The 24,950-nt window shown below is 67.4% G+C and carries 24 protein-coding genes; 12 read left to right on the top strand and 12 right to left on the bottom strand.

Annotation, left to right across the window (positions count from 1 at the left end; translation table 11 throughout):
* Positions 1-111: 111 nt before the first annotated feature.
* Positions 112-690 (top strand): DapH/DapD/GlmU-related protein, encoded by a 579-nt coding sequence (locus ACZK5D_RS14085; RefSeq protein ID WP_463665728.1) that lies wholly within the window; start codon positions 112-114, stop codon positions 688-690.
* Positions 691-3,530: 2,840 nt separating this feature from the next.
* Here ACZK5D_RS14085 and ACZK5D_RS14090 read toward each other — a convergent pair.
* Together ACZK5D_RS14090 and ACZK5D_RS14095 are read right to left on the bottom strand one after the other, a co-directional pair.
* Positions 3,531-3,932: a hypothetical protein gene (locus ACZK5D_RS14090; protein ID WP_463665729.1), complete on the bottom strand. Its 402-nt coding sequence runs from the start codon at positions 3,930-3,932 to the stop codon at positions 3,531-3,533.
* Positions 3,932-4,525 carry a nucleotidyltransferase domain-containing protein gene (locus ACZK5D_RS14095; RefSeq protein ID WP_458994997.1) on the bottom strand — a complete coding sequence of 198 codons (594 nt, stop codon included), beginning with the start codon at positions 4,523-4,525 and terminating at the stop codon, positions 3,932-3,934. Before ACZK5D_RS14095 ends, ACZK5D_RS14090 begins: the two co-directional genes overlap by 1 nt.
* Positions 4,526-5,520: 995 nt before the next feature.
* Between ACZK5D_RS14095 and ACZK5D_RS14100 the strand changes: the two genes are divergently transcribed.
* A complete protein-coding gene (locus tag ACZK5D_RS14100; RefSeq protein ID WP_463665730.1) occupies positions 5,521-5,682 on the top strand; it encodes a hypothetical protein in 162 nt (53 codons plus the stop codon).
* Between the two features lie 20 nt (positions 5,683-5,702).
* The gene (locus ACZK5D_RS14105) at positions 5,703-5,936 is read left to right on the top strand and encodes a transposase (protein ID WP_463665779.1); all 234 of its coding nucleotides are present in this window, start codon (positions 5,703-5,705) and stop codon (positions 5,934-5,936) included.
* Positions 5,937-6,109: 173 nt separating this feature from the next.
* On the opposite strand, the gene ACZK5D_RS14110 is transcribed toward ACZK5D_RS14105, so the two are convergent.
* The 6 genes from ACZK5D_RS14110 to ACZK5D_RS14135 all read right to left on the bottom strand — a co-directional run bounded on the left by ACZK5D_RS14110 (position 6,110) and on the right by ACZK5D_RS14135 (position 11,795).
* Entirely contained in the window at positions 6,110-6,583 is a 474-nt protein-coding gene (locus tag ACZK5D_RS14110) for a hypothetical protein (RefSeq protein ID WP_463665731.1), read from the bottom strand.
* A 1,038-nt stretch (positions 6,584-7,621) separates the two neighbouring features.
* Positions 7,622-8,437, bottom strand: coding sequence for a hypothetical protein (locus ACZK5D_RS14115; RefSeq protein ID WP_463665732.1), 816 nt, complete (start codon positions 8,435-8,437; stop codon positions 7,622-7,624).
* A 1-nt stretch (position 8,438) separates the two neighbouring features.
* Positions 8,439-9,500, bottom strand: a complete 1,062-nt coding sequence (locus ACZK5D_RS14120) for a helix-turn-helix domain-containing protein (RefSeq protein ID WP_463665733.1) — start codon at positions 9,498-9,500, stop codon at positions 8,439-8,441.
* Positions 9,501-9,897: 397 nt separating this feature from the next.
* Complete coding sequence (locus tag ACZK5D_RS14125; protein ID WP_463665734.1) at positions 9,898-10,437, bottom strand: DinB family protein; 540 nt, start codon at positions 10,435-10,437, stop codon at positions 9,898-9,900.
* A gap of 36 nt (positions 10,438-10,473) precedes the next feature.
* On the bottom strand, positions 10,474-11,130 hold the full coding sequence (locus ACZK5D_RS14130) for an arsenate reductase ArsC (protein ID WP_463665735.1): 657 nt from the start codon (positions 11,128-11,130) through the stop codon (positions 10,474-10,476).
* Positions 11,127-11,795, bottom strand: coding sequence for an arsenate reductase/protein-tyrosine-phosphatase family protein (locus ACZK5D_RS14135; protein ID WP_463665736.1), 669 nt, complete (start codon positions 11,793-11,795; stop codon positions 11,127-11,129). Before ACZK5D_RS14135 ends, ACZK5D_RS14130 begins: the two co-directional genes overlap by 4 nt.
* Before the next feature lie 159 nt (positions 11,796-11,954).
* Here ACZK5D_RS14135 and ACZK5D_RS14140 point away from each other — a divergent pair, with 159 nt between their 5' ends.
* Positions 11,955-14,087, top strand: coding sequence for an FAD-dependent oxidoreductase (locus ACZK5D_RS14140; RefSeq protein WP_463665780.1), 2,133 nt, complete (start codon positions 11,955-11,957; stop codon positions 14,085-14,087).
* Positions 14,088-14,177: 90 nt separating this feature from the next.
* Here ACZK5D_RS14140 and ACZK5D_RS14145 read toward each other — a convergent pair whose 3' ends face one another.
* Positions 14,178-14,564 carry a metalloregulator ArsR/SmtB family transcription factor gene (locus ACZK5D_RS14145; RefSeq protein ID WP_458995002.1) on the bottom strand — a complete coding sequence of 129 codons (387 nt, stop codon included), beginning with the start codon at positions 14,562-14,564 and terminating at the stop codon, positions 14,178-14,180.
* A 66-nt stretch (positions 14,565-14,630) separates the two neighbouring features.
* On the opposite strand from ACZK5D_RS14145, the gene ACZK5D_RS14150 reads away from it, so the two are divergent.
* The 6 genes from ACZK5D_RS14150 to ACZK5D_RS14175 all read left to right on the top strand — a co-directional run bounded on the left by ACZK5D_RS14150 (position 14,631) and on the right by ACZK5D_RS14175 (position 19,686).
* Positions 14,631-15,647, top strand: a complete 1,017-nt coding sequence (locus ACZK5D_RS14150; protein ID WP_458995003.1) for a permease — start codon at positions 14,631-14,633, stop codon at positions 15,645-15,647.
* 65 nt (positions 15,648-15,712) lie between these two features.
* Positions 15,713-16,033, top strand: coding sequence for an ArsR/SmtB family transcription factor (locus ACZK5D_RS14155; protein ID WP_463665737.1), 321 nt, complete (start codon positions 15,713-15,715; stop codon positions 16,031-16,033).
* Complete coding sequence (locus ACZK5D_RS14160) at positions 16,024-17,076, top strand: permease (RefSeq protein WP_458995005.1); 1,053 nt, start codon at positions 16,024-16,026, stop codon at positions 17,074-17,076. Before ACZK5D_RS14155 ends, ACZK5D_RS14160 begins: the two co-directional genes overlap by 10 nt.
* Before the next feature lie 35 nt (positions 17,077-17,111).
* Positions 17,112-17,348 carry a thioredoxin family protein gene (locus ACZK5D_RS14165; protein ID WP_458995006.1) on the top strand — a complete coding sequence of 79 codons (237 nt, stop codon included), beginning with the start codon at positions 17,112-17,114 and terminating at the stop codon, positions 17,346-17,348.
* A gap of 32 nt (positions 17,349-17,380) precedes the next feature.
* Positions 17,381-19,159, top strand: a complete 1,779-nt coding sequence (arsA, locus tag ACZK5D_RS14170; protein WP_463665738.1) for an arsenical pump-driving ATPase — start codon at positions 17,381-17,383, stop codon at positions 19,157-19,159.
* The gene (locus tag ACZK5D_RS14175) at positions 19,156-19,686 is read left to right on the top strand and encodes a DUF2703 domain-containing protein (protein WP_458995008.1); all 531 of its coding nucleotides are present in this window, start codon (positions 19,156-19,158) and stop codon (positions 19,684-19,686) included. The genes arsA and ACZK5D_RS14175 overlap by 4 nt, the downstream gene beginning before the upstream one ends.
* A gap of 479 nt (positions 19,687-20,165) precedes the next feature.
* Here the strand turns inward: ACZK5D_RS14175 and ACZK5D_RS14180 are convergent, their stop codons facing one another.
* The 3 genes from ACZK5D_RS14180 to ACZK5D_RS14190 form a co-directional block, all read right to left on the bottom strand.
* Positions 20,166-21,887, bottom strand: a complete 1,722-nt coding sequence (locus ACZK5D_RS14180) for an RNA/DNA-binding domain-containing protein (protein ID WP_458995009.1) — start codon at positions 21,885-21,887, stop codon at positions 20,166-20,168.
* 111 nt (positions 21,888-21,998) lie between these two features.
* On the bottom strand, positions 21,999-22,622 hold the full coding sequence (locus ACZK5D_RS14185; RefSeq protein ID WP_458995010.1) for a hypothetical protein: 624 nt from the start codon (positions 22,620-22,622) through the stop codon (positions 21,999-22,001).
* Positions 22,623-23,198: 576 nt separating this feature from the next.
* On the bottom strand, positions 23,199-23,879 hold the full coding sequence (locus ACZK5D_RS14190) for a metalloregulator ArsR/SmtB family transcription factor (RefSeq protein WP_458995011.1): 681 nt from the start codon (positions 23,877-23,879) through the stop codon (positions 23,199-23,201).
* A 101-nt stretch (positions 23,880-23,980) separates the two neighbouring features.
* Here ACZK5D_RS14190 and ACZK5D_RS14195 point away from each other — a divergent pair, with 101 nt between their 5' ends.
* Both ACZK5D_RS14195 and ACZK5D_RS14200 read left to right on the top strand, forming a co-directional pair.
* On the top strand, positions 23,981-24,505 hold the full coding sequence (locus tag ACZK5D_RS14195; RefSeq protein ID WP_463665739.1) for an OsmC family protein: 525 nt from the start codon (positions 23,981-23,983) through the stop codon (positions 24,503-24,505).
* 24 nt (positions 24,506-24,529) lie between these two features.
* On the top strand, positions 24,530-24,880 hold the full coding sequence (locus tag ACZK5D_RS14200) for a DsrE/DsrF/TusD sulfur relay family protein (RefSeq protein ID WP_458995013.1): 351 nt from the start codon (positions 24,530-24,532) through the stop codon (positions 24,878-24,880).
* Positions 24,881-24,950: the final 70 nt, after the last annotated feature.

Genomic DNA, 24,950 nt, shown 5'->3' on the forward strand with positions numbered 1-24,950 from the left:
CGGCCCCCCTTTCGGCATTGCGCTCCCGGGCCACCTGGACGGCGACGGGGCGAAGCGGAAATCGGCGACGGACGGCCCCGTGACGGCAGTGGTGGACGTAGCGTGAACGCCATGCAACTGGAGGACTTCCTGACCTACGTCGCGACCGGAGCAACCATCGCGAGCGGCTCGGACTACCACGCGTTCATGCACGATGCCTCACAGGAGGCGCTGCGAATCACAGCCGAACTGAACTCTTCGTACCGCCCGCCCGACGAGGTCCGCAGCCTGCTGAGCCGGCTCACCGGGCGGCAGATCGACGAGTCGACCACCGTCTTCCCCCCGTTCTACAGCGAGTTCGGCCGCAACCTCGTTCTGGGCCGGCGGGTCTTCATCAACATGGGCTGCCGCTTCCAGGACACCGGCGGCATCGCGATCGGCGACGACACCCTCATCGGTCACGGATGCACGCTCACCACGCTCAACCACGAGGTCGATCCGGACCGTCGCGGGGACATGACACCGGCCGCCGTGGTGATCGGCCGGAAGGTCTGGCTGGGGGCGGGCGTCACCGTCGTGCCGGGGGTCACCATCGGCGACGGCGCGATCGTGGGAGCGGGCGCCGTCGTCACCCGCGACGTGCCGGCTGACGCGATCGTCGCGGGTGTCCCCGCGCGCCTGATCCGGATGACGGGCTTCCAGGCCACTTGACGAGCAGCCGAGCACACACAGCAGGCCTGAGAGAGTCTGGATCGGATCAGCGCCGAAAAGTATGGGCATCGCCTCCCACCCCTCCCTGGTCATGATTTCGGATGGCTCAAAATCATCACCCACTCGGCGCACGTGCAGGTCCTCATAAGCCAGAGATGCCTGGTGGTAGACGGCTTGGGCCCCTGCCCTTGCCACGCTCAAGATTGCACACCGAAAGCGCTCATGTTTGCTTGGTGCGGCTGTTCGCGTTTGGGTAGTACATAACGTCACGTCTGCTGGGTTGGGTGATGGTCCTCGAGTCGCACCCGAAGCCGGCACACACGCCACTGTCGCCCACCCGATCACGACCGTGACACCACACGGCCACCCCGGCACCCCGGCACCCCGGCACCCCGGCACCCCGGCACCCCGGCACCCCGGCAGCAGATTGGACCCGAGGCTTACGACCGAGCAAGCGGTCCCGAAGGCGCCAGCGCCGGATGCACAAACGGTCTTGAAGACTCTGCCATCAGCAATCCTATGGGTTGCACTAGCTAAGCTGGCGAATGCGCTGTTCTGGAGGCGCCCCCAACATCCCGCTTTACCAGTGACATCAGTCTCGTTGATGGGGTCGTTGAGGTAGGCGTAGGGGGTGTCGTTGCCGCCGGTTAGTTAGCACTGCACTTCGGACTTGGTCTTCGCGACTACCTCATCCAGCGACCCGAATATGGCTGTGTCCGACTGAAAAGTAAACCCACTCCCGGGAGGGAGATCAGCCCAGGGAACGATCAGGCCGGTGACCCCATCTCCGTAGTTCAGAGTGATGGAGGCCCAGGTGCCCTCGCGAGCCCCGGGACCCGCGGAGTATCCAGGCTGGGCGTCAGAGAGCTCGATCATGCTGTTGGAGCTCCCCTCGGGAGGGGTGAACGACCCCAATATCTCTCCAGTTGGATCATAGTTGCCGTCGACTCGTTCCACGACGACCTGGGGCAACGGGTCCCCACAAGCATCACTGAGCGACCGCACTCCGTTCTCATCAACATAGAAGACATGTGGCGAATTCAGATCTCTGCACCCAGACAATGCAAGCGCCAGAAGGACCAGCAATCCGAGGAGGAAGCCTCTGTACGTGCGTGGGGACATCATGGACACCAGTACTTTCCAGCCGCGAGGACCGCCGCGATCTCGAATCTGTTCTTGCACCCACTGCTTCTTGGGTTCGTTCGGGCCCAAACCCCGGTCGGTGGCCAGTTGCGCATCGGTGAGACAAACGCCGAACATCACTCCGCCTCGACGATAGTAACCTCGATGCCTGACTCTAGCTCAGAATGGAGGTACACAGTGAACTCCTCTTCACCCAACCGGCATGCGGCCTCTTCGGCCTCCGCGCGACATCTATCAGAAAGACGGGACATCAGTTCCTCCCAGGGGATCTGCAACTCGAGAGTGGCGTTGAGTCGATCCCCGGACTCACAATCTGGCGTACTCAGGTATCCCATTTGCCCAGGGGATGTCTGCAACAGCTCCACGATCGCGGCGTTCATCCGCGAACGACCCAAGGAAGAACATGTTGCGTCCTGAATGCAGCCCGTGAGCAAACCTCCTCCGAGAACGACTGCCAGCCCGACTAGAAGACCTTTCCGCATGACTGAACGCACGTGAACTTCCCTTCCATAAACAGTCGTTCCGCCGTCTTCCTGAGGCTCGGCATGTACGAATACGCTCCGGAAATGGCGACCCTGCGGTTCCCATACTTGTTCTTCATCCAGGTGAGCGTGAAGGCATTGTTTGCCCTGTCTCTGCGACTGTCAGCCCTATTCTCAGCGAAAATTCGCAGCCTGAATTCTTGCGCCGCCGCGATACTCCTAGCATGATCGCGCCCCACCATCAGAGACAGCCCCGCGACCCACAAGAAGTGCCTAATTGCGTTCCGCGTCCCGGTTACTGTACTTCTTTGTGAGGTTGAGAGCATGAACAGTAACGAGCGCAACCATAGAACATCCAAACTTTCCAGCTGCTTGACAAGCCAAGGCCGATAGGGCCTGCCTGGCGACCCAATTCTTGCGCGACCCAGTGATCAACGCCACCGACACCGCCAACCACAACCCGCGCACCCACCCAGCAGCCACCGCGGCACTCCCCCAACCCGACGCACCCTCGCGCCGACCACACCGCACCCCCAACGAGAACGACAAGCCGTAGTATCACAGGTGCCCCGGGTCACCTGCAGCCTCGACCAATGAGAGTCACTGGCCGAAAGTCACACCCGAAGCCGGCACACACGCCACCGTCGCCCACCCGATCACGACCGTGGCACCACACGGCCAGACACCCGGCCACCGCGGCACCTGTCCACATCCACACACCCCAGAAACCAGACAAGCGGCAAGCGGTCCTCGCCATCAGGCATCACCACCGTGGGGAACCCGTGGGGAACGAGCCCCACCACCAGGCAAGAAGCCCGTCCTCGACGGCAAACGGGCCCTCGCCCCCGGGCATCACCCGTTGCCAAGGCGAACCAGCCCCAGAAACAGAGAATCGGCGAGAGGTTTACACCTCTCGCCGATTCACGTATTTGCCCTAGTCAGGGGCGCTCTTGTGCGCGAAAGAGGAGTTGAAGCTCTCTTCCATCAGCCGATAATGACCCCCTGACAAGGACTTATGAAGATTGATTGCCACTTCGTCACCTTGCCGTGGGGAATGCGTGGGGAGTTGAGCAGAGCCGCCACTGTGCGCGTTGCGGTCAACGGCAATCCCGAGATTGGCGCAGAACTGCAGCGTCTCGGCGCCATCGAGCGGGACAGGCGGAAGAGTAGCAACCGTGCAGCCGGCACGGGAGCTCGGCATCTGGGTGGGCGCCGTCACCCGTTGAGCCGGACGACGCGGACGGCGATCTCGACCAGGCTCCGAGCGCGACGGACGAGCGCCTCAGCCTTCACAGCAGACATGAGGCTGACGCCGTACTCAACGTCAGCCTTGTTCGACACCAGTTCGCGGAGCCCCTTCTCGGCACCGGCCGCGTCCGGTCGCTGCCCCAGTGCCCGACGAAGCTCCTTCGCGGCAAGCGCGTGGTCCTTGCCCTTCACCGTCGCACCGGTGAGCTGAGTGACGATGGCGTCCTTGGCGCAGATGCCCGCATGGATGGCATCCCCTGCAGCAACGGTGTATCGCTCTGCACTCAGATTCGCCTCCGCGGAGGCCAAGTACTCCTCGGCCTTCCTCAGGAAGCTTCGTGCGTGATTGCGGTATTCGAGCGTCGCCATCACGCCACGCCAACCGTCGCCTGCGGGAGCGACCCGAGCAGAGCCACCCCGTCAGCGACGATCTGGGCGACGACCGGCTCCTCGCCGCTGCCCGCGAGCCGCCCGAACTCCTCCGGAGTGAACACCAACACATCACAGTCGTTGCCCAGCCGAGCGCGGACCGCGTCTTCCAGTTCCGTCCGACCCTGCCAGTCCGAGGGTGCAACGACGGCCAGGTCGACATCGCTCTCGGCTGATGCCTCCCCCCGTGCCACCGACCCGAACAGAACCACCGCATCGACACTCGACCCGACCACAGCCCGGACCGCCTCCCGCAGCGCCGCAATCGGATCGAGCAGGACGCGCAAAGGCTGGATGGCGTAGTGGTCCTCGTTGATCGTGTGAACCATTGCGCGACCCACGGCACGGCTCTCCACCACACCGAGATCGGCGAGGGAGGCCAGCGCCTGCTGAACCGACCACAGGCTGCACTGATCGCGGACCAGCCCATGCACCTGCCGCCCGGTCAGCGGAACAGCCGTACGCAGCAACACGGCCAACACCGCCCCGCTCGCACCCGTGATCAAGCCCCCGAACGCAGCCTCAAATCTCATATGACTAGTCTAGCCGTCACATGACTGTCACACCAGTCATTCGGGTCCTAAACTTGGTTGGCGCATCCGTGTCAGTCAACTGACCTCCGCTGGACCCAACCGCGCGACCGGGATCAGCATCCAGCAGCCGGCCAAGACCCTGCGCCGCTACCGCACCATCGACACCGTCCAGGGCGAGCTGATCGTCAGCGCACACACAAACCCAGAGACGGCCCGCTGGCGATCCCTCCACAGCCTCCGGAGACCGGGATTCCCCGTGGGGAACCAGCCCCACCAACCCGCAGGAGACCCCCGACAGCCACCCGGGCCACTCCACCGGCATCTGCCCTTGCCACAAGCAGAGCCAGCCCCAGAACAGAGAGTCGGCGAGAGGTTCGCACCTCTGGCCGACTCCCTGTATTTGCCCTAGTCAGAGGCATATTTGTGCGCGAGAGAGGAGCTGAGGCTATCTTCTGTCAGCCGATAGTGACCCCCTGACAAGGACTTATGGAGATTGATTGCCACTTCGTCACCTTGCCGTGGGGAATGGTTCTGAACGTCAGACGCGCGCGGAACACGCGTCCAGGCTGCCTTCAGCCAGGCTGACGGCCGCCGAGCGTCGCAGCCCGCACCCACCCGGCGGCGTTCCCCGCAGGGCGGCCAGCAGAGCCGCGCCGTCGAGGCAGGTTCGGGAAGATTCCCTGGAGGGCGTCCGCGATCCTTCGTGCAACCACGCTCGTGACTGCGACAGACTTCCGTGCACGATAACTCTTCCATAGCCTCGGCGATCGCGCAGGACGGCGTGCCCGCGTGCACGCTGTACGCCTTGGACATGGGCGCGCTGGAGCCACCATCCCGTCCTGGCGGTGAGGAGGCGCGGCATCGGTGCATGGGTCTCCTTGCGGCGGCGAGCGAACACGACCTCCCTCCTAACGGGTGTCGCGTCTTCCGCGGTGACGTTGACGCGCGGCCACCGTCGACGGCGCCGCGCTCTACGGCACCGGCACGGCGGACAGGTGACTCGACCCAAGGCCCCCGTACCCAACGTGACGCGCCTGCTCGAACGCCTCGGCTTCGGAGTCATCGCCCACCTCGACGGCGACAAACTCCCCGACGACCCGAAGCACGCAGGATTCTCGATCCCCACCGTCGAACCTGACTCCCACAAGTACTCCTGATCGGCCGGATCTGGTGCCAGATCGTGGCGCTGGCGAGCGAGTTGCAGGCCTGGACCGGGATGCTCGCCATGGCCGGCCACGACGCACGCCGCTGGGAATCCCAACGCCTGCGCTACCGCCTTTACAGCATCCCCGCCACCCTGGCCCGCCGCGCCAGACGAACCGTCCTCCACCTGGCCAACCAGTCACCCTGGGCAGCCCTCATGATCGACGCCGTCACACGACTCCAGGACCTGCCCGCGCCCGCGACCTGACCCCCGGCTCTCCGACCGTTCAACCCTGACCACGGAAAGCCCCTTTCGGCCTGGAAACCCTCCCCACGCGAGCGACACGCGGCGCCTTGTCACACCCACCGGCAACAATCAGACCAACCTCGACGCCACAGGCGCCGACCAGCCCCTCACAGGGCGGCCATGAAAGATCGAGGCTATTCATTCTCATCGTGCATTTCGAGCGCCGAAAGGTCCCAAGACAGCGAGTGTCTCGGCGTCTCCAGATCATCCTTCAATCGACTCACAAACTCCAAATGGCGTGAAGCACGCAACTGTCCGAGCATAGGCAGGAACGTCGAGGTTCCATCTCTCAAATAGACCCGGATAAACCCTCCAACCCCATTCCACACACTAGCGTCTACTAGCCCGAAAGCAACGACTTCATCTCGATGGAAGAAGCGAGTGCCAACAATACCTCGATAGATCCATCCCTCTCGATCTTGACAAGCGACAACACCTACCCAACCCGTTCGAGCGACCGCCACCAACCACACTGCTATCCAAAGGCCGGAACCCGCGACATCGTCTATGGCCGTGAGAACCGCAGTCGAAAGGCCGATCATCGGGAACAACACAATTTGCAGGCGTGCAAATCGTGGCAGATTGCCCCGCTTGAATGCCGCGCGCATTTCACCAACTGCCTTTCACCGTCTACGACCCGCATAGTTGTATACAACCCGTATGCACCGAACTTGGACGACACATAAACGTTCACCCCCCGCCGGACACCACTCGACTGCGGAGCCGGAAACGCCCGACTCGCACGGAGCGCGCTACCCCGCAACCCTGCTCCTCGCCTTGCAAGGTGCCCGACAGCATTGGAGGCGACAACGCCAGACTTGGCCAATCCGCGTGCGACGACCCCGCCCACCGCAAATCCAGCGAGCCCCAGAGCGGCGGTCTTCCCAGCCTCTCCCCAGCGCCCCTGGACTGCGTACGCGGCCGTGTAGACCACTCCACAAGCGGCGGCGATAGCACCCCAGCTGAAACCACACGCCGTACTTAGCACCTTGCCAACGCTACTGTTCGTCAGCCATCGAGCGCCGACAAGCCGTAGTATCACAGGTGCCCCGGGTCACCTGCAGCCTCGGCGAAGGAAAGTCTGGCCGAAAGTCACACCCGAAGCCCGCGCACACGCCACCGTTGCCCACCCGATCACGAGCGTGGCACCACACGGCCAGACACCCGGCCACCGCGGCACCTGTCAGCGGACAAACAAACCTCAGAGACGGCACGCTGGCGAACCCTCCACAGCCTCCGGAGACCCTGATCCCCATGGGGAACCCCTGGGGAATCAGCCCCACCAACCCGGCACGAGACCCCTCTCCCGACAGTCCCCCGGACCACTCCACCCCGGCATCGCCGCTTGCCACGAGAGAATCCAACCCCAGAAACAGAGAATCGGCGAGAGGTTTTCACCTCCCGCCGATTTCCTGTATTTGCCCTAGTCAGAGGCACTTTTGTGCGCGAGAGAGGAGTTGAAGCTCTCTTCTTTCAGCCGATGATGACCCCCTGACAAGGCTCTATGCGGATCGATTGGCACTTGTTCACCTTGCCGTGGGGAATGCGTGGGGAATGATTCTGAACCCCAGACGCGCGGGGAACACGCGTCCAAGGCTGCACCTCAGCATAGGCGGACACGGGCGGGTCGCTGACGAGTTCGCGGTTCATCGCAGGGCCCCCAGCAGGTCGTTGCAGAGGGCGGCGAACGCGGGAGCGACCGTGGCGTCGCCTCCTGCGGCGGATGCTGCGAGGAGCGCGATCCGGCCCCGGGGTGAGGTCGCGTGCAGGCGCAGGATCTCCACTGCTTCGTCGGCGACGGCGGCCGCGTTGGGTTCGCCCCGGTGTGTCCTCAGTCCGAGCACGAGGTCGGCGGTGTCGACTGCCTGGAGCAGGCGGAAGGCGTCGAGGGCGTCCTTCTCCTTGAGTCGATCCGGCTGCCGGTCGGACTGCCCGAGCCGTTCGCTGATCTTGATGAGCTTGGCCACCAGGAGGGCGGCCGGGCCGGCGACGGCCAAATCGAACATGCGGGTATCAGTGGGTTCCAGAGCCCCGATGGTGACGCGTGCGTGGTCGACCAGGGCCGGCTCGAGTCCGCGGGCGATCCGGGCGGTCAGACGGTCGTGGGGCGCGAGCCGTGCGGCACGCGCCGACGCCTTCGCGGTGCCTGCTTGATGCGGGACGACCATGAGGTCGACGGCGACGTCGCTGGCTGCGACCCAATGGCCGGGGTTGGGGCCGGGAACGAAGCCCGCCCGGCGCAGGACCGCGCCGATCTCGGGAACGTCAGCAAGGCTGTGGGTGTTGATCGCGAGGTCGGCGTCGGTGGTCATCAGCGGCACGTTGAGATCCGTCTCGCCGGTGTGGTGGTAGACGGCCTGGGCACCGACCAGGATCAGGCTCGGGAGATGGTCGGTCAGCGCCTCCAAGGCGTCGAGCAGGACGCGTCGGGCCGCGACATACTCGGGGGCGACGGCGTCCACGTCATTCCTTCCACGACGGATCAGTCGCGGCGAGGGCGTCCATCAACTGCTCAGCCTCGGCGTCCGAACGGCTGGGCAGGGTCAGCAGGTCCGCCACCACCAGCGCTGTGGGCGCAAGGGCGACAGGCTCACCGGCGGCGGGGAGGATCCGGCCATCCTGGGGGGCGGCGATGACCACGTTCGCGGTCGCCGCGTCGGCCTCCACCAAGCCAAGCTGCTCGGCCAGCCGGCGGGGCGACGCCGCGTACAGGGCGAGCAGTCTCAGCGGGACCACCGACGTCTTCTCAGCTGGCAGCAGCCGACGTGCCGCGGTCGAGCCCGTGATCGCCACCCCCTCTTGCTCAGTGACCCGGTCGGTGACCTGGGCCAGCCCTCGAGGCGCCAGCCAGTACCCCACGCCCGCGTTGGTCGTGGCATACCCGTAGTCCTGCACCCAGCGCCGCACAAGGGACCGACGCCGCACGTTCGTCACGGCACCGCGCGCGTCCCGATCCACAATCCCCTCCGTCGTCAGCGTGGTGAGCAGCTTCGACACCGACCCGGGAGACGCCTGCGCCGCACTCGCCAACTCCCGCACCCCGACCGGCACCTCAACAGCCGACAGCGCGCGAATCACACGGCTGGTAGCCACCCCGTTCAACCGGACCACCGCAGTCGACTCCGGCGTACGAGGAGAGCGCTGCGCACCCTCACCCGTGAGCAGGATCAACGGGTCGTCCGAGACCAGACGGACCCAGCCCGTCGCGTCCACGTAACTGATCCCGGCCTCGGCCAGGGCACGGCGAGTGGCCGGCCCGATGTAATCCGAGACGAACAAGGCTGGGAGGCCCGTCTCCCGCTGACGGTCCCGAAGGGCTGTCACCGTAGCGGCGAGCGAGACTCCCGCCCGCTTGATCTCCAGGCTGTAGGAGACGCCGGACCCGGCTGGCCCCCGCAGCACCAACGCGTCTCGGGCATCGCCGACGTTCAGGTCGGCTGTCCACCCGCGCGGCAGCAGCTCCCTGACCCGACGTGTGACGTCTTCGCACAGAAGGAGCGATTCCGGTCGAGTTCCGTTTCTCATGGTACGAAACAGTCTATTACCAGAAACAGTGAGGGCAAGAGTCCAGCTGCCCTCAGGGGGCGGGTGCTGCCGGAGCAGTGTCGCGGTCGAGGTCGCGCTCGGTATCATGGCCGGTTCCTGCTCCCGCTCTGCATCGCAGCCCCCTGTCCGGTCACACGCCTCGCTCTCATAACGGGCCTCCCCAGTGCTCGGGGGACAGCCCTCCCGCAGCCTGACCTGAGTCCGAACCGATTTGGAGCAGACACGGGCAGCGCCGGACTGTGGGTTGTCGACAAGTGGGTTCGGTGACGGACCCATGTCCTGAGCGAGGCTCCTTTGCCCCCGCCTGACACTGTGGCATTAGGGACCTCAGCGCCCGCGGCCAGGGGCAACTGCCAGACTGCCCCGTCGGTCCCATCTACCCTTGGGTCCGGTGCCCCTCGCCACCGGAGAGTGTCAGCTGGTCGCGGTGGTGGTCGTAGTGCCTGGGTGCCCACTGGAGCACGTCGGCGCGCGTCATCCATGCGGTGAAGTAGGGATCCCAATTCTCAGGGACGGCCATCCCGACCTGCAGTTCGTCATCGGTCGCTCGGCGGGCCCAGTCGACGAGCCATTCGGTGTCGAGGTTCATCCAGTGCTCGGCGCGACGTAGCCCGACGCGGACGCCGGCGACTGGTCCGGCCCAGTTGACCCAGTCGTAGGGCCGGGTCAGCGCCGTCAGGGCACGCGCGTAGCCGGTCGAGGCCCGGCGTGGCAGCCGTCCGAATCCTCCGAACAGTGGGATGAACACCCGCGCGAGGTGCTGACCGAACCACAGGTGGAACAGGAGTTCGCGGTTGGTCCAGCGGGTCCCCCGCGTGGGTGCCAGCAGCTCTTCGGGGGTGGCGTCCCCGATGAGGCGCGAGTAGTCGTCGCGGACCCGTTCAAGCTCGGACACGATGTCGTCAGCGGCTGGCATCCATCCAGTGTGCGCCCCCGCCTCGGACCCTCGCCGTCACAGGTTGAGCGATGTCAGAAGGCTGCGGACGCGTCGTTCGATGTCGTCGCGGATGGGTCGGACGGCGTCGAGGTCCTGGCCGTGGGGGTCGTCGAGTTCCCAGCTCTCGTAGCGCTTGCCCGGGAAGATGGGGCAGGCGTCGCCGCAGCCCATCGTGATGACGACGTCGGCGGCGCGGACGGTCTCATCGGTCCAGGGCTTGGGGAACTCGTGGGCGATGTCGATGCCGCGCTCAGCCATGGCCTGGATCGCGACGGGGTTGACCTCGGGCCCGGGCTCGGAGCCGCCGGACCAGGCGACCGCGTTGTCGCCGGCGAGCGCTTGGAAGAACCCGAGGGCCATCTGGGATCGTCCGGCGTTGTGGGTGCAGAGGAAGAGCACCACCGGCTTGCCGTCGTCGTGGAGTCCCTCGACGCGGGCGAGGGCATGGAGACGCTGCCTGGCGAAGCGTTCGGCGAGCAGTGGCAGGAACCTGGTGACGGTCGCCCGGCCGGCGAACTGGTCGAACGAGCTGTTGAGGAACCGCTCGATGGTCTCACGGCCGAAGAGGCCCGAGAACTCGTGAGCGAGCTGCGCGGCGGCCTGCTTGAGGGCGAGCCTGTCGTCGGGGCGGAGAGCCTCCCAGCTGCGTTCCTGGCCCGGGTGGATGGTCATGGTTGCACTCCTTCCAGGCTCGATGCGAGCCGGTCGATCCGGTGGGTGATGTCGTCGTAGGCGGCGTCGAAGGCATCGGGATCCTCGTTGCCCGCCGGGTCGGGGATGGACCAGTGGAGCACCGGACCATCCACGTCCTCGTAGGCGCGGTCACACACCGCGATGAGAAGTTCGTCGCCGGTGAGGACGTCGCGGGCGAGCTTGGGGGCGGCGTGCGTGAGGTCGAGCCCGTGGCGGCGCGCCACCGTGACCGCTCCCGGGTGCACTCGTCGGGCGGGGCGGGTTCCTGCCGAGACGGCGGGGATGTCGCTGATCGAGCGCCAGTAGGACTCCGCCAGCTGTGACCGGGCGGAGTTCTGGCTGCACACGAAGGCGACCCGGGCCGGACGAGGCAGCGGGGCGGCGCCGAGCAACCGGTCGCAGGCCGGGGTGCGCTGCACGTAGCTGCGCCGCCCGTCCCCCTCGGAGCGGTGCCGCGTGACGAGGCCTGCCTGTTCGAGGACGGCGAGGTGGTGGGCAATCAGGTTGGTCGGCAGGTCCAGCTGGGCGGCGAGCTCGCCGGAGGCGAGGTCGGCGTGCGCGAGCAGGTCGATGATCGCGAGCCGCGACGGATCTCCCAGCGCGGCGTACGCGCGCGACCTTGCGGTCACGTCCACCAGTGCCATGAGCCCTCCCTGCGATTGATTACCTCGACAGATATTGCCTCAATGGTAGCTGAGCTATTATGGGAGTCAAGGTAGGCCCATCCGGTCTCAACCCTCGACTTCGACCCGACGACGTCCCGCACCAGCGGGGCATGAACCCAGGAGGTTCCCGTGTCCGACATGCCCATGCCAGCGTCGCCTCGTTCGCAGCGGCTCGTGATCGTCGGGGCGGTCGCTGCCGGCACGTCGGTGGGCGCCAAGGCCCGGCGCAACGACGAGGAGATGGAGATCGTGATCTACGAGCGGGACCGGGACATCTCCTACTCTGGGTGCGGCCTGCCGTACTACATCGGCGGGACCGTGCCCGACGCCGACGAACTCCACCCCCGCGACGCGGCCTGGTTCGCCAAGCGCTACAACATCGACATCCGCACCGGCCACGAGGTGATCAGCGCCGACCCGGCCGGCCGCACCCTGAAGGTTCGCGACCTGTCCTCCGGCGAGGTGACCACGGACCGCTACGACAGCCTCGTGCTCGCCACGGGCGCCACCAGCATCATCCCGCCGGTGCCCGGCGTCGACCTGCCGGGCGTCTTCGCGCTGCGCAGCGTCCGCGACGCCGAGGCGATCAAGGGCTGGATCGACGACTCCTCACCCACGCAGGCCGTGGTCGTCGGATCCGGGTTCATCGGCCTGGAAGTCGCCGAACAGCTGGTCGCGAGCGGGATCAGCGTCACCCTGGTCGAGCGCCTCCCACAGGTCATGCCGGCCCTCGACGCGGACATGGCGTTCCGCGTCCAGGAGGAACTCGAGCGCCACGGCGTGACCGTGCGGCTCAACACGACGATGACCGGACTCGACGGAGACACCAAGGTTGCGGGCGCGCGGCTCGACACCGGCGAACTCGTTCCGGCACAGCTGGTGATCCTCGCCGTCGGAGTGCGGCCCAACACCGACCTCGCGCGCGACCTCGGGGTGACCATCGGCGAGACCGGCGCGATCGCCGTCGACTCGTCCATGCGCACCAACGTCGACGGCGCCTACGCGGTCGGTGACTGTGCCGAAAGCTACTCGCTGATCACCGGCCGGCCCTTGTGGCGGCCGCTGGGATCGACAGCCAACAAGATGGGGCGCATCGCCGGCGACGCGATCACCGGAGGCACCACCCTGGAGCATCGCGGGATCCTGGGCACCGGCATCGTGCGGGCGTTCGGACTGGCCGTCGGCCACACCGGGCTCACCGAGACCCAAGCCCGCGCCGAGGGATTCGACCCGGTCGTCCTGCACAACACCAAACCGGCCCACGCCACCTACCTGGGCGGCAAGGAACTCACCATCAAGGCCGTGGCCGACCGCGCCACCGGCCGACTCCTGGGCGCCCAGGCCGTCGGACCGGAGGGGGTGGACAAGCGCATCGACGTGCTCGCCACCGCGATCACCTTAGGCGCAACCGTCGCCGACCTGTTCCACCTCGACCTCGCCTACTCACCGCCGTTCGCCACCACCAAGGACCCGGTCCACTACACCGGCATGGCACTCGAGACCGCCGTCCGCGGACGGGCGCCATTGATCACCCCCACCGACCTCGACGCGCGGCTGGGCAACGGCGAGCAGATCCAGATCGTCGACGTGCGCGCCGCGAAGGACCATGCCAAGAGCCACCTGCCTGGGGCGGTGAACATCCCGCTGGCAGACATGCGACGGCGCGTCGGGGAACTTGACCCACAGCTGCCGACGGTCACGTACTGCAACAAGGGCGTCACCGGGAACGCCGCCCAGAACGTCCTGCTCGCCCTCGGCTTCACTGAGGTGATGAACCTCTCGGGCGGCAACAGCACCTACCAGACCCACACCCGCCAAACACATAGGGCGACCTCCCGCGCGAGCACGATCAAGCCCGGCCACCTCCCCCACGTGCTGTTCCTCTGCGTCCACAACGCGGGCAAGTCCCAAATGGCCGGCGCCCTGATGCGCCACCTGTGCGGCGACCGGATCGTGGTCACCACCGCCGGCACCGGACCCGACGACACCATCGACGACGCCTCGGCACGTATCGTCGCCGAGCTCGGCGCCACCACCACCGGGGAGCACCCCAAGGCCGTGACGGCCGCCATGCTGGACGCAGCCGACCGCATCATCCTCATCGGCCCCGACGTCCAGCTGACCCCACCCGAGCAGCTGGCCGACCGCGTCGAGCGCTGGCCGATCCACGACCCGGCCGACGACGGCATCGAGGGCGACGAACGGACCCGGAACATCCGCGACCAGATCGCCGCCCGGGTGCACACACTCGCATCAAACCTGACCAGCTGAACACTCCGCGTCGACCCGGTCGAACCGATTGCTAGGAGAGGCCTCCGCAGCTTCCTTCGCCTCGGTCCGATCGCGGCCGCGCGCTGTGGCTTACCTTCCTGCCGACTCGACAGCTCCCACCGGCGTCGGGTCAAGGAGCTGTTGGATCGCCCGCAACCCATCGGTATTCACCCAATACCAGGTCTGGCGGCCTGCCCGCTCCCGGTCGAGGAAGCCGGCGTCGAACAGGGCACCTAGGTGGTGGGTGACGGTCGGCTGGGTCAGCCCCAGCCGGTCGGCCAGCACGCGGGTGGTCGCCCGTCCGTCGTCCGCGGCCCGGATCAGGCTCAGCAGCCGTAACCGCGCGGGGTCGGCCAGGACCTTCAGTGCCCCCGCCAGGGCCAGGGCATCGTCGGGCCGCAGAGGGGCCTGGAGGATCGGGGAACAGCACAGGTCACCGACCGACGTGGGCCGGAGCGCCGCCTGTTGAATACTCATAGACACGTGTCTATCATATCCATCGGCATCGATCAATCGATGCGCGTCTATGGATTGGAGACGTGGATGTTCGATCACCTGGCAGGCCTGGGTGTCGGCGTCGCGACCGACGTGGCGACCGCACTGGCCCACAACTGGCCCTATCTGCTCGCAAGTGTCGTGGTGGCCTCCGCCGTGCAGGTGTACGTGAAACCGGACCGCTTGGGCGGTTGGCTGCGGCGTCGCACCTGGGTGGCGATCGTGGGCGCCGTCGCACTGGGCGCGCTCACGCCGTTCTGCTCCTGCGGCACCACCGCCGTGGTGCTGGGGGCGATGGCTTCCTCGGTCCCGTGGGCGCCGATTGTGGCGTTCATGGTGTCCTCGCCGCTGACCAGTCCGCAGGAGTACGTGTGGTCGGTCGGGCTGTTCGGGCCCGCGTTTGCGACCACGTTCTTCGGTGCGGCGATCGCCGTCGGCCTGATCGGCGGCGGTGCCGCCTGGTGGCTGGAGCGCCACGGACTCCTCGCCGGACAGGCCCGCCTCGCGACCCCGACCCCCGGCGGCGGCTGCGACGCCGGTCATAGCTGCGGAACCAGCCCCGCCGCCGGTGCGCCGACCACGCTGCGGGTCGGGGGGACCCGGGAACTGGCCGTCATCGACACCAGGCCAGCCCCGGTGGTCCATGCCGAACCCGCCACGTGGCGTCGGTTCGGCGGCGCCCTGGCCACCAATAGCCGCCGGCTCGCCGTGTACTTCCTGGGCTTCGCCGCCCTGGGGTACCTCGTCATCAGGATCCTGCCGACGGGCCTCCTCACCACCTGGCTCGGCGAGGGCAACCCCGTCTGGTCGGTTCCCCTGGCCGCCCTGCTCGGCGTCCCGGTCTACCTCAACACCGACGCCTCCCTGCCCCTGGTGGCGAGCCTCTTGGACGGCGGCATGGCCCCCGGAGCGGGCATCGCGTTCCTCATCACCGGAGCGGGCACCAGCGTCGGCGCCATCAGCGGCATGCTCGTCATCGCCCGCTGGCGGATCGTCGCGCTGGTCATCGGCACGCTGCTGGTCACTGCGACGATCGCCGGATGGCTCGCGGGGCTGCGGCTCTGACGAGACAGCGATGGATGAGGGCCGCCCTGCTTGCAGATCCGGACGGACGGGTGCACAATTCAATTGTGCTTGAATCAATGGAGCCTGAACTGACTCGGGACGCGGCGACGCTCCTGGCTGTGGCCGCCGACCCGGTGCGACTGACCCTGCTGAACCAGCTGGCGGCGTCCGGGACCCGGTGCGTGTGCGACCTGCAGCTCGATCCGCCGATCCCAGCCAACCTGTTGAGCTACCACCTGCGGATGCTGCGGGAGGCTGGCCTGGTGACCACGGCCCGGCGGGGCCGGTGGGTCGACTACACCCTGGCCGAGGACGCGCTGGAGCGGCTACACGCCGCCCTGCCGGTGGCCGCGGCTACCCGGGCGGAGTGTGCGTCATGCCGGTAGCCACTCACGTCGGACGCCCCGGCGTCCGGCTGAGCCTCGGGGTCGCGGCGGCGGCCGTGTCGTGGGTGGCGCTGTACTGGGTCAACGAGCCGTTCTGGACGTGGCTGGTCGGCGACGCCGCTGGGCTCGATCTGGAGTCCCGGCTGGGGTCGGGGGTGTGGTTCTTCTTCTACGACACGGTCAAGATCGCGCTGCTGCTGACCGGGATCATCTTCGTGGTCACGGTCCTGCGGTCGTTCATGAGCGTGGAACGCACCCGGGCGCTGCTCGGCGGCAAACGCGAGGGCGTCGGCAACGTCCTGGCGGCGCTGCTGGGCGTCGTGACGCCGTTCTGCTCGTGCAGCGCCGTGCCGGCGTTCATCGGTTTCGTCGCCGCCGGCGTCCCCCTGGGCGTCACGATGAGCTTCCTGATCGCCAGCCCCCTGATCAACGAGGTCGCGATCGCGCTGCTGCTGGGCCTGTTCGGCCCCGGCCCTACCCTGTTGTACGTCGCCGCAGGCGTCAGCATCGCGATCGTCGCCGGCTGGGTGATCGGACGCCTCCGCCTCGAACACTGGGTGGAACCGTTCGTGTTCGAGACCCGGCTCCGCGGCCAGGTCATCGACTCGACCGCCCACCTCACGTGGCCCGATCGCGTCCAACTCGGCATCGACGAGGTCGCGGCAATCCTGCGCAAGATCTGGCCCTACCTGCTGGTCGGCATCGGCCTCGGGGCGGTCATCCACGGCTGGGCGCCGGAGAACTTCTTCGCCACCTACGCCGGCCGGGACAACCCCTTCGCCGTCCTGATCGCCGTCGCCGTCGGCGTCCCGCTCTACTCCAACGCGGCCGGCGTCCTCCCCCTGGTCGACGCGCTCCACGACAAGGGCCTCCCGATGGGCACCCTGCTCGCCTTCATGATGGCCACCGTCGCGCTCAGCCTGCCCGAGATGATCCTGCTGCGCCGCGTCCTCAAACCGAAACTGATCGCCACGTTCGTCGCCGTCGTGGCCACCGGGATCATCGCCGTGGGCTACCTGTTCAACGCCGTCCTGCCCATCTGAAACACCACACCAAACCTCGAAGAAGGAGTCACACCATGCACATCAAGGTCCTCGGTCCCGGCTGCGCCAACTGCGTCAACCTGGAGAAGAACACCCGCGACGCCCTGGCCACCCTCGGCCTGGAGGCCACCGTCGAGAAGGTGACCGACTACGCCGACATCGCCGGCTACGGCATCATGCGCACCCCCGGCCTGGTGGTCGACGAGCAGGTGGTGCTGTCGGGTCGGGTCGCGAAGCCGGCCGAGATCGCCCAACTGCTGGCCGGCCGCTGACCGGCTGACCCCGCGATCGGCTGGGCGGGAGCATGTCAATGAAGTTCCTGCAGGTGATGCCGCGGTTCGTGTTCTTCACCGGCAAGGGCGGGGTGGGCAAGACGTCGCTCGCATGCGCGACGGCGGTCCACCTGGCCGGATCTGGTCGTCGAGTCCTGCTGGTCTCGACCGACCCCGCCTCCAACGTCGGCCAGGTGTTCCACCAGCCGATCGGGAACCGAGTCACCCCGGTGGCCGGCGTCGAAGGCTTGGACGCCCTGGAAATCGACCCCGAATCGGCCGCCGAGCAGTACCGGGAACGGATCCTCGGCCCCGTGCGCACCGTGCTCCCCGCCGTCGAGATCGCGTCGCTCACCGAGCAACTGAGCGGCTCGTGCACCACCGAGATCGCGTCGTTCAACGAGTTCACCGGCTTCCTCGCCGAGGAGGACTCCCACTACGACCACGTGGTGTTCGACACCGCACCGACCGGGCACACCATCCGGCTGCTGCGGCTGCCCGGTGACTGGACCGGTTTCATCGACGCGGGCGGCGACGCGTCCTGCCTGGGACCGATGTCGGGGCTGGACAAGCACCGCGGCCAGTACGCCAGAGCGCTGGCCGCCCTGACCGACCCCACCACTACCAGGCTGGTGCTCGTGGCCCGACCGCAGGCCACCTCCCTGGCCGAGGCCGGGCGTACCGCGTCCGAACTGGCCGGGATCGGGATCCACGCTACCCACCTCGTGGTGAACGCCGTGCTGCCCGACGAGGGCAGCGGTGATCCGCTCGCGACCGCGATCCGTACCCGCGAGACGGCCGCCCTGGCCAGCGTCACGGGCCCGCTCGCCGACCTACCGCAGGACCGGATCCCCTTGAAGTCTGTGAACATGGTCGGGGTGCCCGCCCTGAGGGCACTCCTGTCACCCGAGGAAACCGCCGATGCGACGACGGACTCAGTCCCTCTGCCCGCCGAACTCGGGCTGCCGGGCCTGGACGCCCTGGTCGACGAACTCGCGGCCATCGGTCACGGGCTGGTGATGTGTGTCGGCAAGGGTGGGGTCGGCAAGACCACCATCGCGGCCGCGATCGCGGTCGGGCTCGCCGCCCGCGGTCACCAGGTCCACCTCACCACCACCGACCCCGCCGCCCACCTGGACGCCACCCTCACCCAGACCCCCGACCTGCCGTCGTTGACGCTGTCGCGGGTCGACCCCGTGCAGGCGATCGCCGACTACCGGGCCCGCGTGCTGGCCACCCAGGGCAAAGACCTGGACGCCGAGGCGCTGGCCGCCCTCGCCGAAGACCTCCAGAGCCCCTGCCACCAGGAGATCGCCGTCTTCCAGCAGTTTTCGCACCTGGTCGGGCAGGCCCGCCGCCAGTTCGTGGTCATGGACACCGCCCCCACCGGGCACACCCTCCTGCTGATGGACACCACCGGCGCCTACCACCGCGACACCGTCAAAACCATGGCCGCCGGGGTCCGGTTCACTACTCCGCTGATGCGCCTGCAGGACCCGGACTACACCCGCCTGGTGATGGTGACCCTGCCCGAACCCACCCCGGTGCTGGAGGCGCTCGCGTTCTGCGACGACCTCGCGCGCGCCGGCATCACCCCGTGGGCGTGGGTCATCAACCAGTCCCTGACGGCCGCGCACCCCACCTCCCCGCTGCTGCGTCGGCGCGCCCACCTTGAGGCCGACCCGATCGCCACCGTCACGCAGGCGGCAGCCCGGGTCGCCGTCGTGCCCGTCCTGCTCGACGAACCCACCGGCGCCGACAGGCTCCTCGCCCTCACCGACACCCACACCATGACCGGGAGCACCCCATGACCGACCTCACCATCGTCTGGCAACGCCTCGTTGACGCCGGGCAAACCTGCCCCCGCTGCGGCGACACCGGCGACGAGATACGCACCGCAGCCACGACACTCACCGCGGCACTCGCCCCCCTGGGCATCACCGTCCGGCTGAACGAGGGCACCATCAACCTCGCCCAGTTCGAGCAGGCCCCCCTGGAGTCCAACCGCATCCTGATCGCGGGCCGACCCGTCGAGGAGTGGCTCGGCGGTGCCACCGGCCAGAGCCCTTGCTGCGACGTCTGCGGCCCCCACGACTGCCGCACCATCACCGTCGACGACACCACCTATGAAACAGTGCCCGCCGACCTCATCACCCGTGCCGGCCTCCTCGCCGCCGCCGACCTGCTCGCCCAACCCAGCGCGTCACCCGACCAACCCTGCTGCGACCGCACCCAGGGAAGCACCGGCACGGCTCAGCCGTGCTGCGGACCCACGGTCGAGCACGCCGACACCCGGAACCGTTCACTCCCGCTGGCAGCCAAGGGAAGCTGCTGCTGAGGCTACGGACCCAACGAGACCGGTCCGGGAAGGCGCCAGCGGGCGCGGGCGCAAGCCCGTCCCTCACGGCCTGGGGAATCGTGGGGAATACGTGGGGAACACGACCCACGCGTGGGGAACGAACGAGCCGCCCAAGGAACCGCCGGTCACGTCAGCAACCGCATTCCCCCTTGCCAGCGGCAAGTCACAACATTGGGACATAGGAAAGGCGAGAGGTTTTCGCCTCCCGCCCTTTTCCTGTATAACCCCTAGTCAGAGGCACTTTTTGTGCGCGAGAGAGGAGTTGAAGCTCTCTTCTATCAGCCGATAATGGCTCTCTGGCAAGGCCTTATGGCGGTGAAATGCCATGTGGTCTCCTTGTCGTGGGGAATGCGTGGGGATTGGGGAGAGCACCGCCGAGGCGCAGGGAACGCTGGGTCGCACCGACCTGAGCGTAGCTCCGGTGCACCGGCCTTCGGCCAAGGAACACACCAGTGAGCTCACGACGGCTCTCCGATGAAGCGGTAGTAGAAGCCTGTGCCGCGCCGGGAGGCACGTGAGGGCGCGAGGACGCCGTCTTCTTCCAACCGTTTGAGGACCGTGCCGACATTGCTCGCGTAGGCACCGACGAGGCTCGCCAACTCGGTGGAACTGATCCGTCCGCGGGCCTTGGCGTAGGAGGCCGCGACTCGCTCGCGGCTCGGCCACATGCGGGTCCGGTTCACCTGGCCGTCGAGGCGACGCAGCAGATCGGCACCAGCGTGACTGAGCCGCCACACCGGGTCCGTGCCGTCAGGGCTTCCGATGATCGTCTCAACGATCGGCGCACCCACGATCGAGGCCCTGGACAGCTTGGCGAGCGCACCTGATGCCGCCGAGACGGTGTCCTGGATCGTGGTCGCTGCCCGCAGCGGATCGATCCAGCCAGTCGCCACCAACTGCCGGAGGATCAGCAGGGAGTTCAGGTCGTCGGCCTCGTTGGCCGGGTCGATGGAGTGAAGCCACTGGATCCAGCCGACGTCCAGATCGTCGCCGATGAGTTCGGCCCGGACGTAGGGGCCCGGGACCTCCTCGATCACTGGCGCGGGATGCCCGACGCTGACCATGTCGGCGACCATACGATCCACACCGATCCCCTCGCGTTCGGCGACCCGCAGTGCCGCGAGCAGTTCGGCGAGGGCCCGGTTCCGGGAGCGCGACGGGTGGGTAATGATGTTGTCCGTTGTGACGCCTCCGATGAATCCGCCGGGGCTGGTCACTCGCAGGAGCCGGCCCACGTGCTCCACCAGAGTCGGCTCCGAGACGCCCCACTCACGGTGCGCGACACCGTTGACGATCGCTTCACGCGCGGCGCGCCGAGGGATCTCACGCTGCTGCCCGATCACCAGGCCGTGCTGGACGTGGATCGTGGGCGTGTTGGCATCGACGGCCTGGAAGACCTCGACCAACTCCTCGATCAGGGACCGAGCCGGCCTGCGGAGTCGGCTCAGCGAATCACCTCCCGCCTGAGCACGTCGCACATAGTCGAGGCCGGGATCTCCGCGCCCCACGAAGGCAATCACACCCGCATTGGTCAGCCGACCTCCCGGGGACACCACATTGAGCCGCCTCAACAAGCTCCTGTCGGTGTCGGCAGCCAACTCCTCCGAATGATCCTCCCCCGAGGCGCGCAGCAACTCGCGCGCCAACTCCAGAGCCACCGGACGGGCCGCCTCGACAGGGACGCTGGATTCCTCGCTCGACCAGTCGAAGTTGAGGTCGGCCATACGACGCGCATGCCAGGTGTGGGCGTCAATCTCGACGCAATTGGTGCCCACCCGCCAACGGATCTTCCCGTTGACACGGATGGGCTCGAGCGCTTGCGGGGCACGCAGCACCAGAAGCCGCCGACCCGATACCTCATGGGTCGCGACGTCCACCGTCAAGGCCTTGCCCGACAACTCCCACATGCGGTGCCGCAACCACTCGGCCTCCAGGTCGGTGCCGATCAACTGGCCGTCGTCAGACACCCCGACGATCAGCGCGCCACCACCGGGCGTGTTGGCCATGCAGGCTGCTGCCGCCGCGAGCTCCTGCGCGGCCTCCTGGTTGCGGGGACTACTGGGCCCGATGCCGCCCTGGCGATCACGGCGTCCATGCTCTTCCTTGAGGTCCACATACTGCCGCTCCACCGCGTCATTGACGACCTTCCCGTCTGCCAGGGCCGCAAGGATGATCTGCACTTCAGTCTGGATCGGATCAGCGCCGAAAAGTATGGGCATCGCCTCCCACCCCTCCTGATCATAATTTTGGACGCCTCAAACTTATGACCCATTCGGCGCAAGTGCAAGTCCTCATAAGCCAGAGATGCCTGTGTGGTGGTAGACGGCCTGGGCGCCGACCAGGATGAGGCTCGGGAGGTGGTCCGTCAGCGCCTCCAGTGCGTCGAGGAGGACTCGTCGGGCTGCGACGTACTCGGGTGAGACCTGTGCCGCGCTGGCCAACGCCCGGACACCGACCGGCACTTCGATCTCCGACAGGGCGCGGATCACGCGGCTGGTAGCCACCCCGTTCAACCGGACCAAGGCAGCGGACTCCGGGGCACGAGGCGAGCGCTCCGCCCCCTCACCAGTCAGAAGAATCAACGGGTCGTCCGAGACCAAGCGCACCCAGCCCGTCGCGTCGACGTAACTGATCCCCGCCTGGGCCAGGGCACGGCGAGTAGCCGGCCCGAGGTAATCCGCGACGAACAGGACCGAAAGCCCCGACTCCCGCTGGCGTTCACGAAGTGTCGCCACCGTAGCGGCGAGCGACCGCCCGCCCGCACGCTTCGCCTCGACGCTGTAGGTGACGCCCAACCCGGCCGGCCCCCGCAGCACCAACAGTGCGTCTCCCTCCACGCCTCCGCCGACGGTCGCGGTCGCATCCCATGTGGGGGGCAGCAGGTCCGCGATCCGACGCAAACTCTCCTCAAGCACGACCGTTTCTGCACTTCGTTCGTTTCTCATGACGCGAAACAGTCCATTACCAGAAACAAGGAGGGGCAACGCCGACCGCGCCTCCCCAGCGTCCGGGGCAATCTGGACTTCGGTGCGCCCACCGGTGGGCGCAGAGCGAAGCAGCCGTCACCGGACGCCGACCGGGACGCGTCGACGTCGGTCCCTGCCCGGTCCTCCACGTCGCTCCGCATCGTGCGGCCTCCTGTCACCCATCAATCAAGGCAGTCACCCACATAACGGACACCTGCTCCTGTCCGTGGACAGCTTCGCGCCGGACCCCCTGCCACCCTGACACGTCGTCGTCCTGGCGGGTCAACGCGCGCTTGAGAGACCTGCCTCCGCGTCCAGCAGTTTCATGGCAGCCGTGCCGCTGCGGTGACCCGCGATCATGGCGGTCACCCCGATCGACCCGTTCCAGAACCGCCGGAACCCGCCGAGGTGCACTTCATCGCCGCGCGCGTGGTGGCATATATCACCCGGCTGGCCAGCTGGGCGCTCCCCAGGGTGCCGAGCTTCCGGCACCCGGGCCCACGTGGGCCCGGGCGCGTCAGGGGTTCACGAAGGGCCCCTCAGCGAACCCGGCGACGTCGCACGCCCTGCGTCGCGCCACTGCGGATACCCGCCCTCGAGGCGGAGAGCTTGTCGGCCCGCTTCGCGAAGACGCGTGACGGCCGTGGCGGCCATGACGCAGTACGGGCCCCGGCAGTACGCGACGATGGTGGCGTCGTCGCGCAGTTCGGACAGGCGGGTGGCCAGCTCGGCCAGCGGGATGTTCAGGGCGCCGTCGACGTGGCCGGTGGCGAACTCGGTCTCGGGTCGCACATCGACCAGGATGACATCGCCGGAGCGGCTGAGCGTGTCGAGTTCGTCGAACGCGACGGGACGGGTGCCGTCGGCGTCGGCGAAGAAAGCCTCGGTCAGCGCGGTGACTTCGGCGACCCGGCTCTCGGCGAGCCCGACCAGGGTGCGGTAGGCGGTCTCGACGCCGGGGGCGGCCAGCCGGTACACCCGCGCGGTGCCCTCGACCCGCCGGCTCACGAGCCCAGCGGCGGACAGGATCTGCAGATGGCGGGAGGTGTTCGCCACGCTCGCCGAGATCTGCCCGGCCAGCGACTCCACGTTTCGTTCACCCTGGGTCAGCACGTCGATGATCTCGACGCGCTTGGCGTGCCCGAACGCCGCCCCCATGCGCGCGAAGTGCCCGAAAACCTCGTCCTTGAACTGACGTCCGTCCACCTGGGACACCTCCTCAACGATTCACGTGAATAGTAGTGCACCCGGGGCTCTCCAGTGCTACGCTCGCGGTTGTTCAAGCAGATCGTTGAATAAGGAGTCCTGTGAGACTGAACAACCTCGACCTCGACGTCCTGGGTGGCGTCATGGAACGCGGCCGAACCGACACCTCGGTGTTCCGGCTGCACAAGCGGGTGGAGGGCAGGTGGAGCTTCACCGCAGGCGAGCCGGCGTACACGGCGTCGGTGTCCCACGGTAAGGACACGACCGACCTCCACGTCGACATCGCCCCCGGCTTCGGCGGGCAAGGTCTGGCCCCCGACCCTCTGCAGTACCTGCTGGCCGGACTGGGTGCCTGCTACGCCTCGACCATGGTGACGATCGCCGCCACCGAAGGGGTCGAGCTGAACGCGGTCAGCGTGGTCGCCGAGCAGGACGTGAACGTGGCCGCCGTCTACGACTCCGGGGACGCACCGCTGATGGAGCAGATCACCGTCGCCGTGCACGTCAGTGCCGACGTCGACGACGCCACCCTCGCCCGCTGGCAGGACGCGGCCCGCGCCAAGTGCCCCTTCGTCTACACGATCCTCCACCCGATCCCTCTGACCACCACCGTCGAACGCGCCTGACCCCCACTCGAAAGGAACATCTCCATGAAGGCTTTGATGATCATCAACGGTTCCGCCTACGGGCTGGACTCCACCTACAACGCGATCCGCCTGGCGGCGTCCATGGCCAAACGCGACGGCGTCGACATGACCGTCTTCCTGATGGGCGACGGCGTCACCGCCGCCATGGCCGGTCAGAAGACCGCCGACGGCTACTACAAGCTGGACCGCATGCTCGGCTCGGTGACCCGCAGCGGCGGCGAGATCCTGTGTTGCGGCACCTGCATGGACGCCCGCGGCATCACCGTCGAGATGCTGATCCCCGGCGCCCGCCGCTCCACCATGGAAGAACTCACCGATCACACCCTCGCCGCCGACAAGGTCCTCGTCTTCTGACCACAGCGGTGGTGGACGCCGCGCCACGCCTGCGGCGTCTACCACCGGACCGCCTACCCTGACCATAGGC

The organism is Tessaracoccus yangjingae, from assembly GCF_055326235.1.

Excerpts from the sequence above, each read along its gene's own strand:
- ACZK5D_RS14175 (WP_458995008.1), top strand. The coding sequence starts at position 19,156 with ATGACCGACCTCACCATCGTCTGGCAACGCCTCGTTGACGCCGGGCAA.
- ACZK5D_RS14200 (WP_458995013.1), top strand. The coding sequence starts at position 24,530 with ATGAAGGCTTTGATGATCATCAACGGTTCCGCCTACGGGCTGGACTCC.
- ACZK5D_RS14160 (WP_458995005.1), top strand. The coding sequence starts at position 16,024 with ATGCCGGTAGCCACTCACGTCGGACGCCCCGGCGTCCGGCTGAGCCTC.
- ACZK5D_RS14135 (WP_463665736.1), bottom strand. The coding sequence starts at position 11,795 with ATGGCACTGGTGGACGTGACCGCAAGGTCGCGCGCGTACGCCGCGCTG.
- arsA (WP_463665738.1), top strand. The coding sequence starts at position 17,381 with ATGTCAATGAAGTTCCTGCAGGTGATGCCGCGGTTCGTGTTCTTCACC.
- ACZK5D_RS14120 (WP_463665733.1), bottom strand. The coding sequence starts at position 9,500 with ATGAGAAACGGAACTCGACCGGAATCGCTCCTTCTGTGCGAAGACGTC.
- ACZK5D_RS14125 (WP_463665734.1), bottom strand. The coding sequence starts at position 10,437 with ATGCCAGCCGCTGACGACATCGTGTCCGAGCTTGAACGGGTCCGCGAC.
- ACZK5D_RS14085 (WP_463665728.1), top strand. The coding sequence starts at position 112 with ATGCAACTGGAGGACTTCCTGACCTACGTCGCGACCGGAGCAACCATC.
- ACZK5D_RS14110 (WP_463665731.1), bottom strand. The coding sequence starts at position 6,583 with ATGCGCGCGGCATTCAAGCGGGGCAATCTGCCACGATTTGCACGCCTG.
- ACZK5D_RS14165 (WP_458995006.1), top strand. The coding sequence starts at position 17,112 with ATGCACATCAAGGTCCTCGGTCCCGGCTGCGCCAACTGCGTCAACCTG.
- ACZK5D_RS14095 (WP_458994997.1), bottom strand. The coding sequence starts at position 4,525 with ATGAGATTTGAGGCTGCGTTCGGGGGCTTGATCACGGGTGCGAGCGGG.
- ACZK5D_RS14090 (WP_463665729.1), bottom strand. The coding sequence starts at position 3,932 with ATGGCGACGCTCGAATACCGCAATCACGCACGAAGCTTCCTGAGGAAG.
- ACZK5D_RS14140 (WP_463665780.1), top strand. The coding sequence starts at position 11,955 with ATGCCCATGCCAGCGTCGCCTCGTTCGCAGCGGCTCGTGATCGTCGGG.
- ACZK5D_RS14130 (WP_463665735.1), bottom strand. The coding sequence starts at position 11,130 with ATGACCATCCACCCGGGCCAGGAACGCAGCTGGGAGGCTCTCCGCCCC.
- ACZK5D_RS14145 (WP_458995002.1), bottom strand. The coding sequence starts at position 14,564 with ATGAGTATTCAACAGGCGGCGCTCCGGCCCACGTCGGTCGGTGACCTG.
- ACZK5D_RS14150 (WP_458995003.1), top strand. The coding sequence starts at position 14,631 with ATGTTCGATCACCTGGCAGGCCTGGGTGTCGGCGTCGCGACCGACGTG.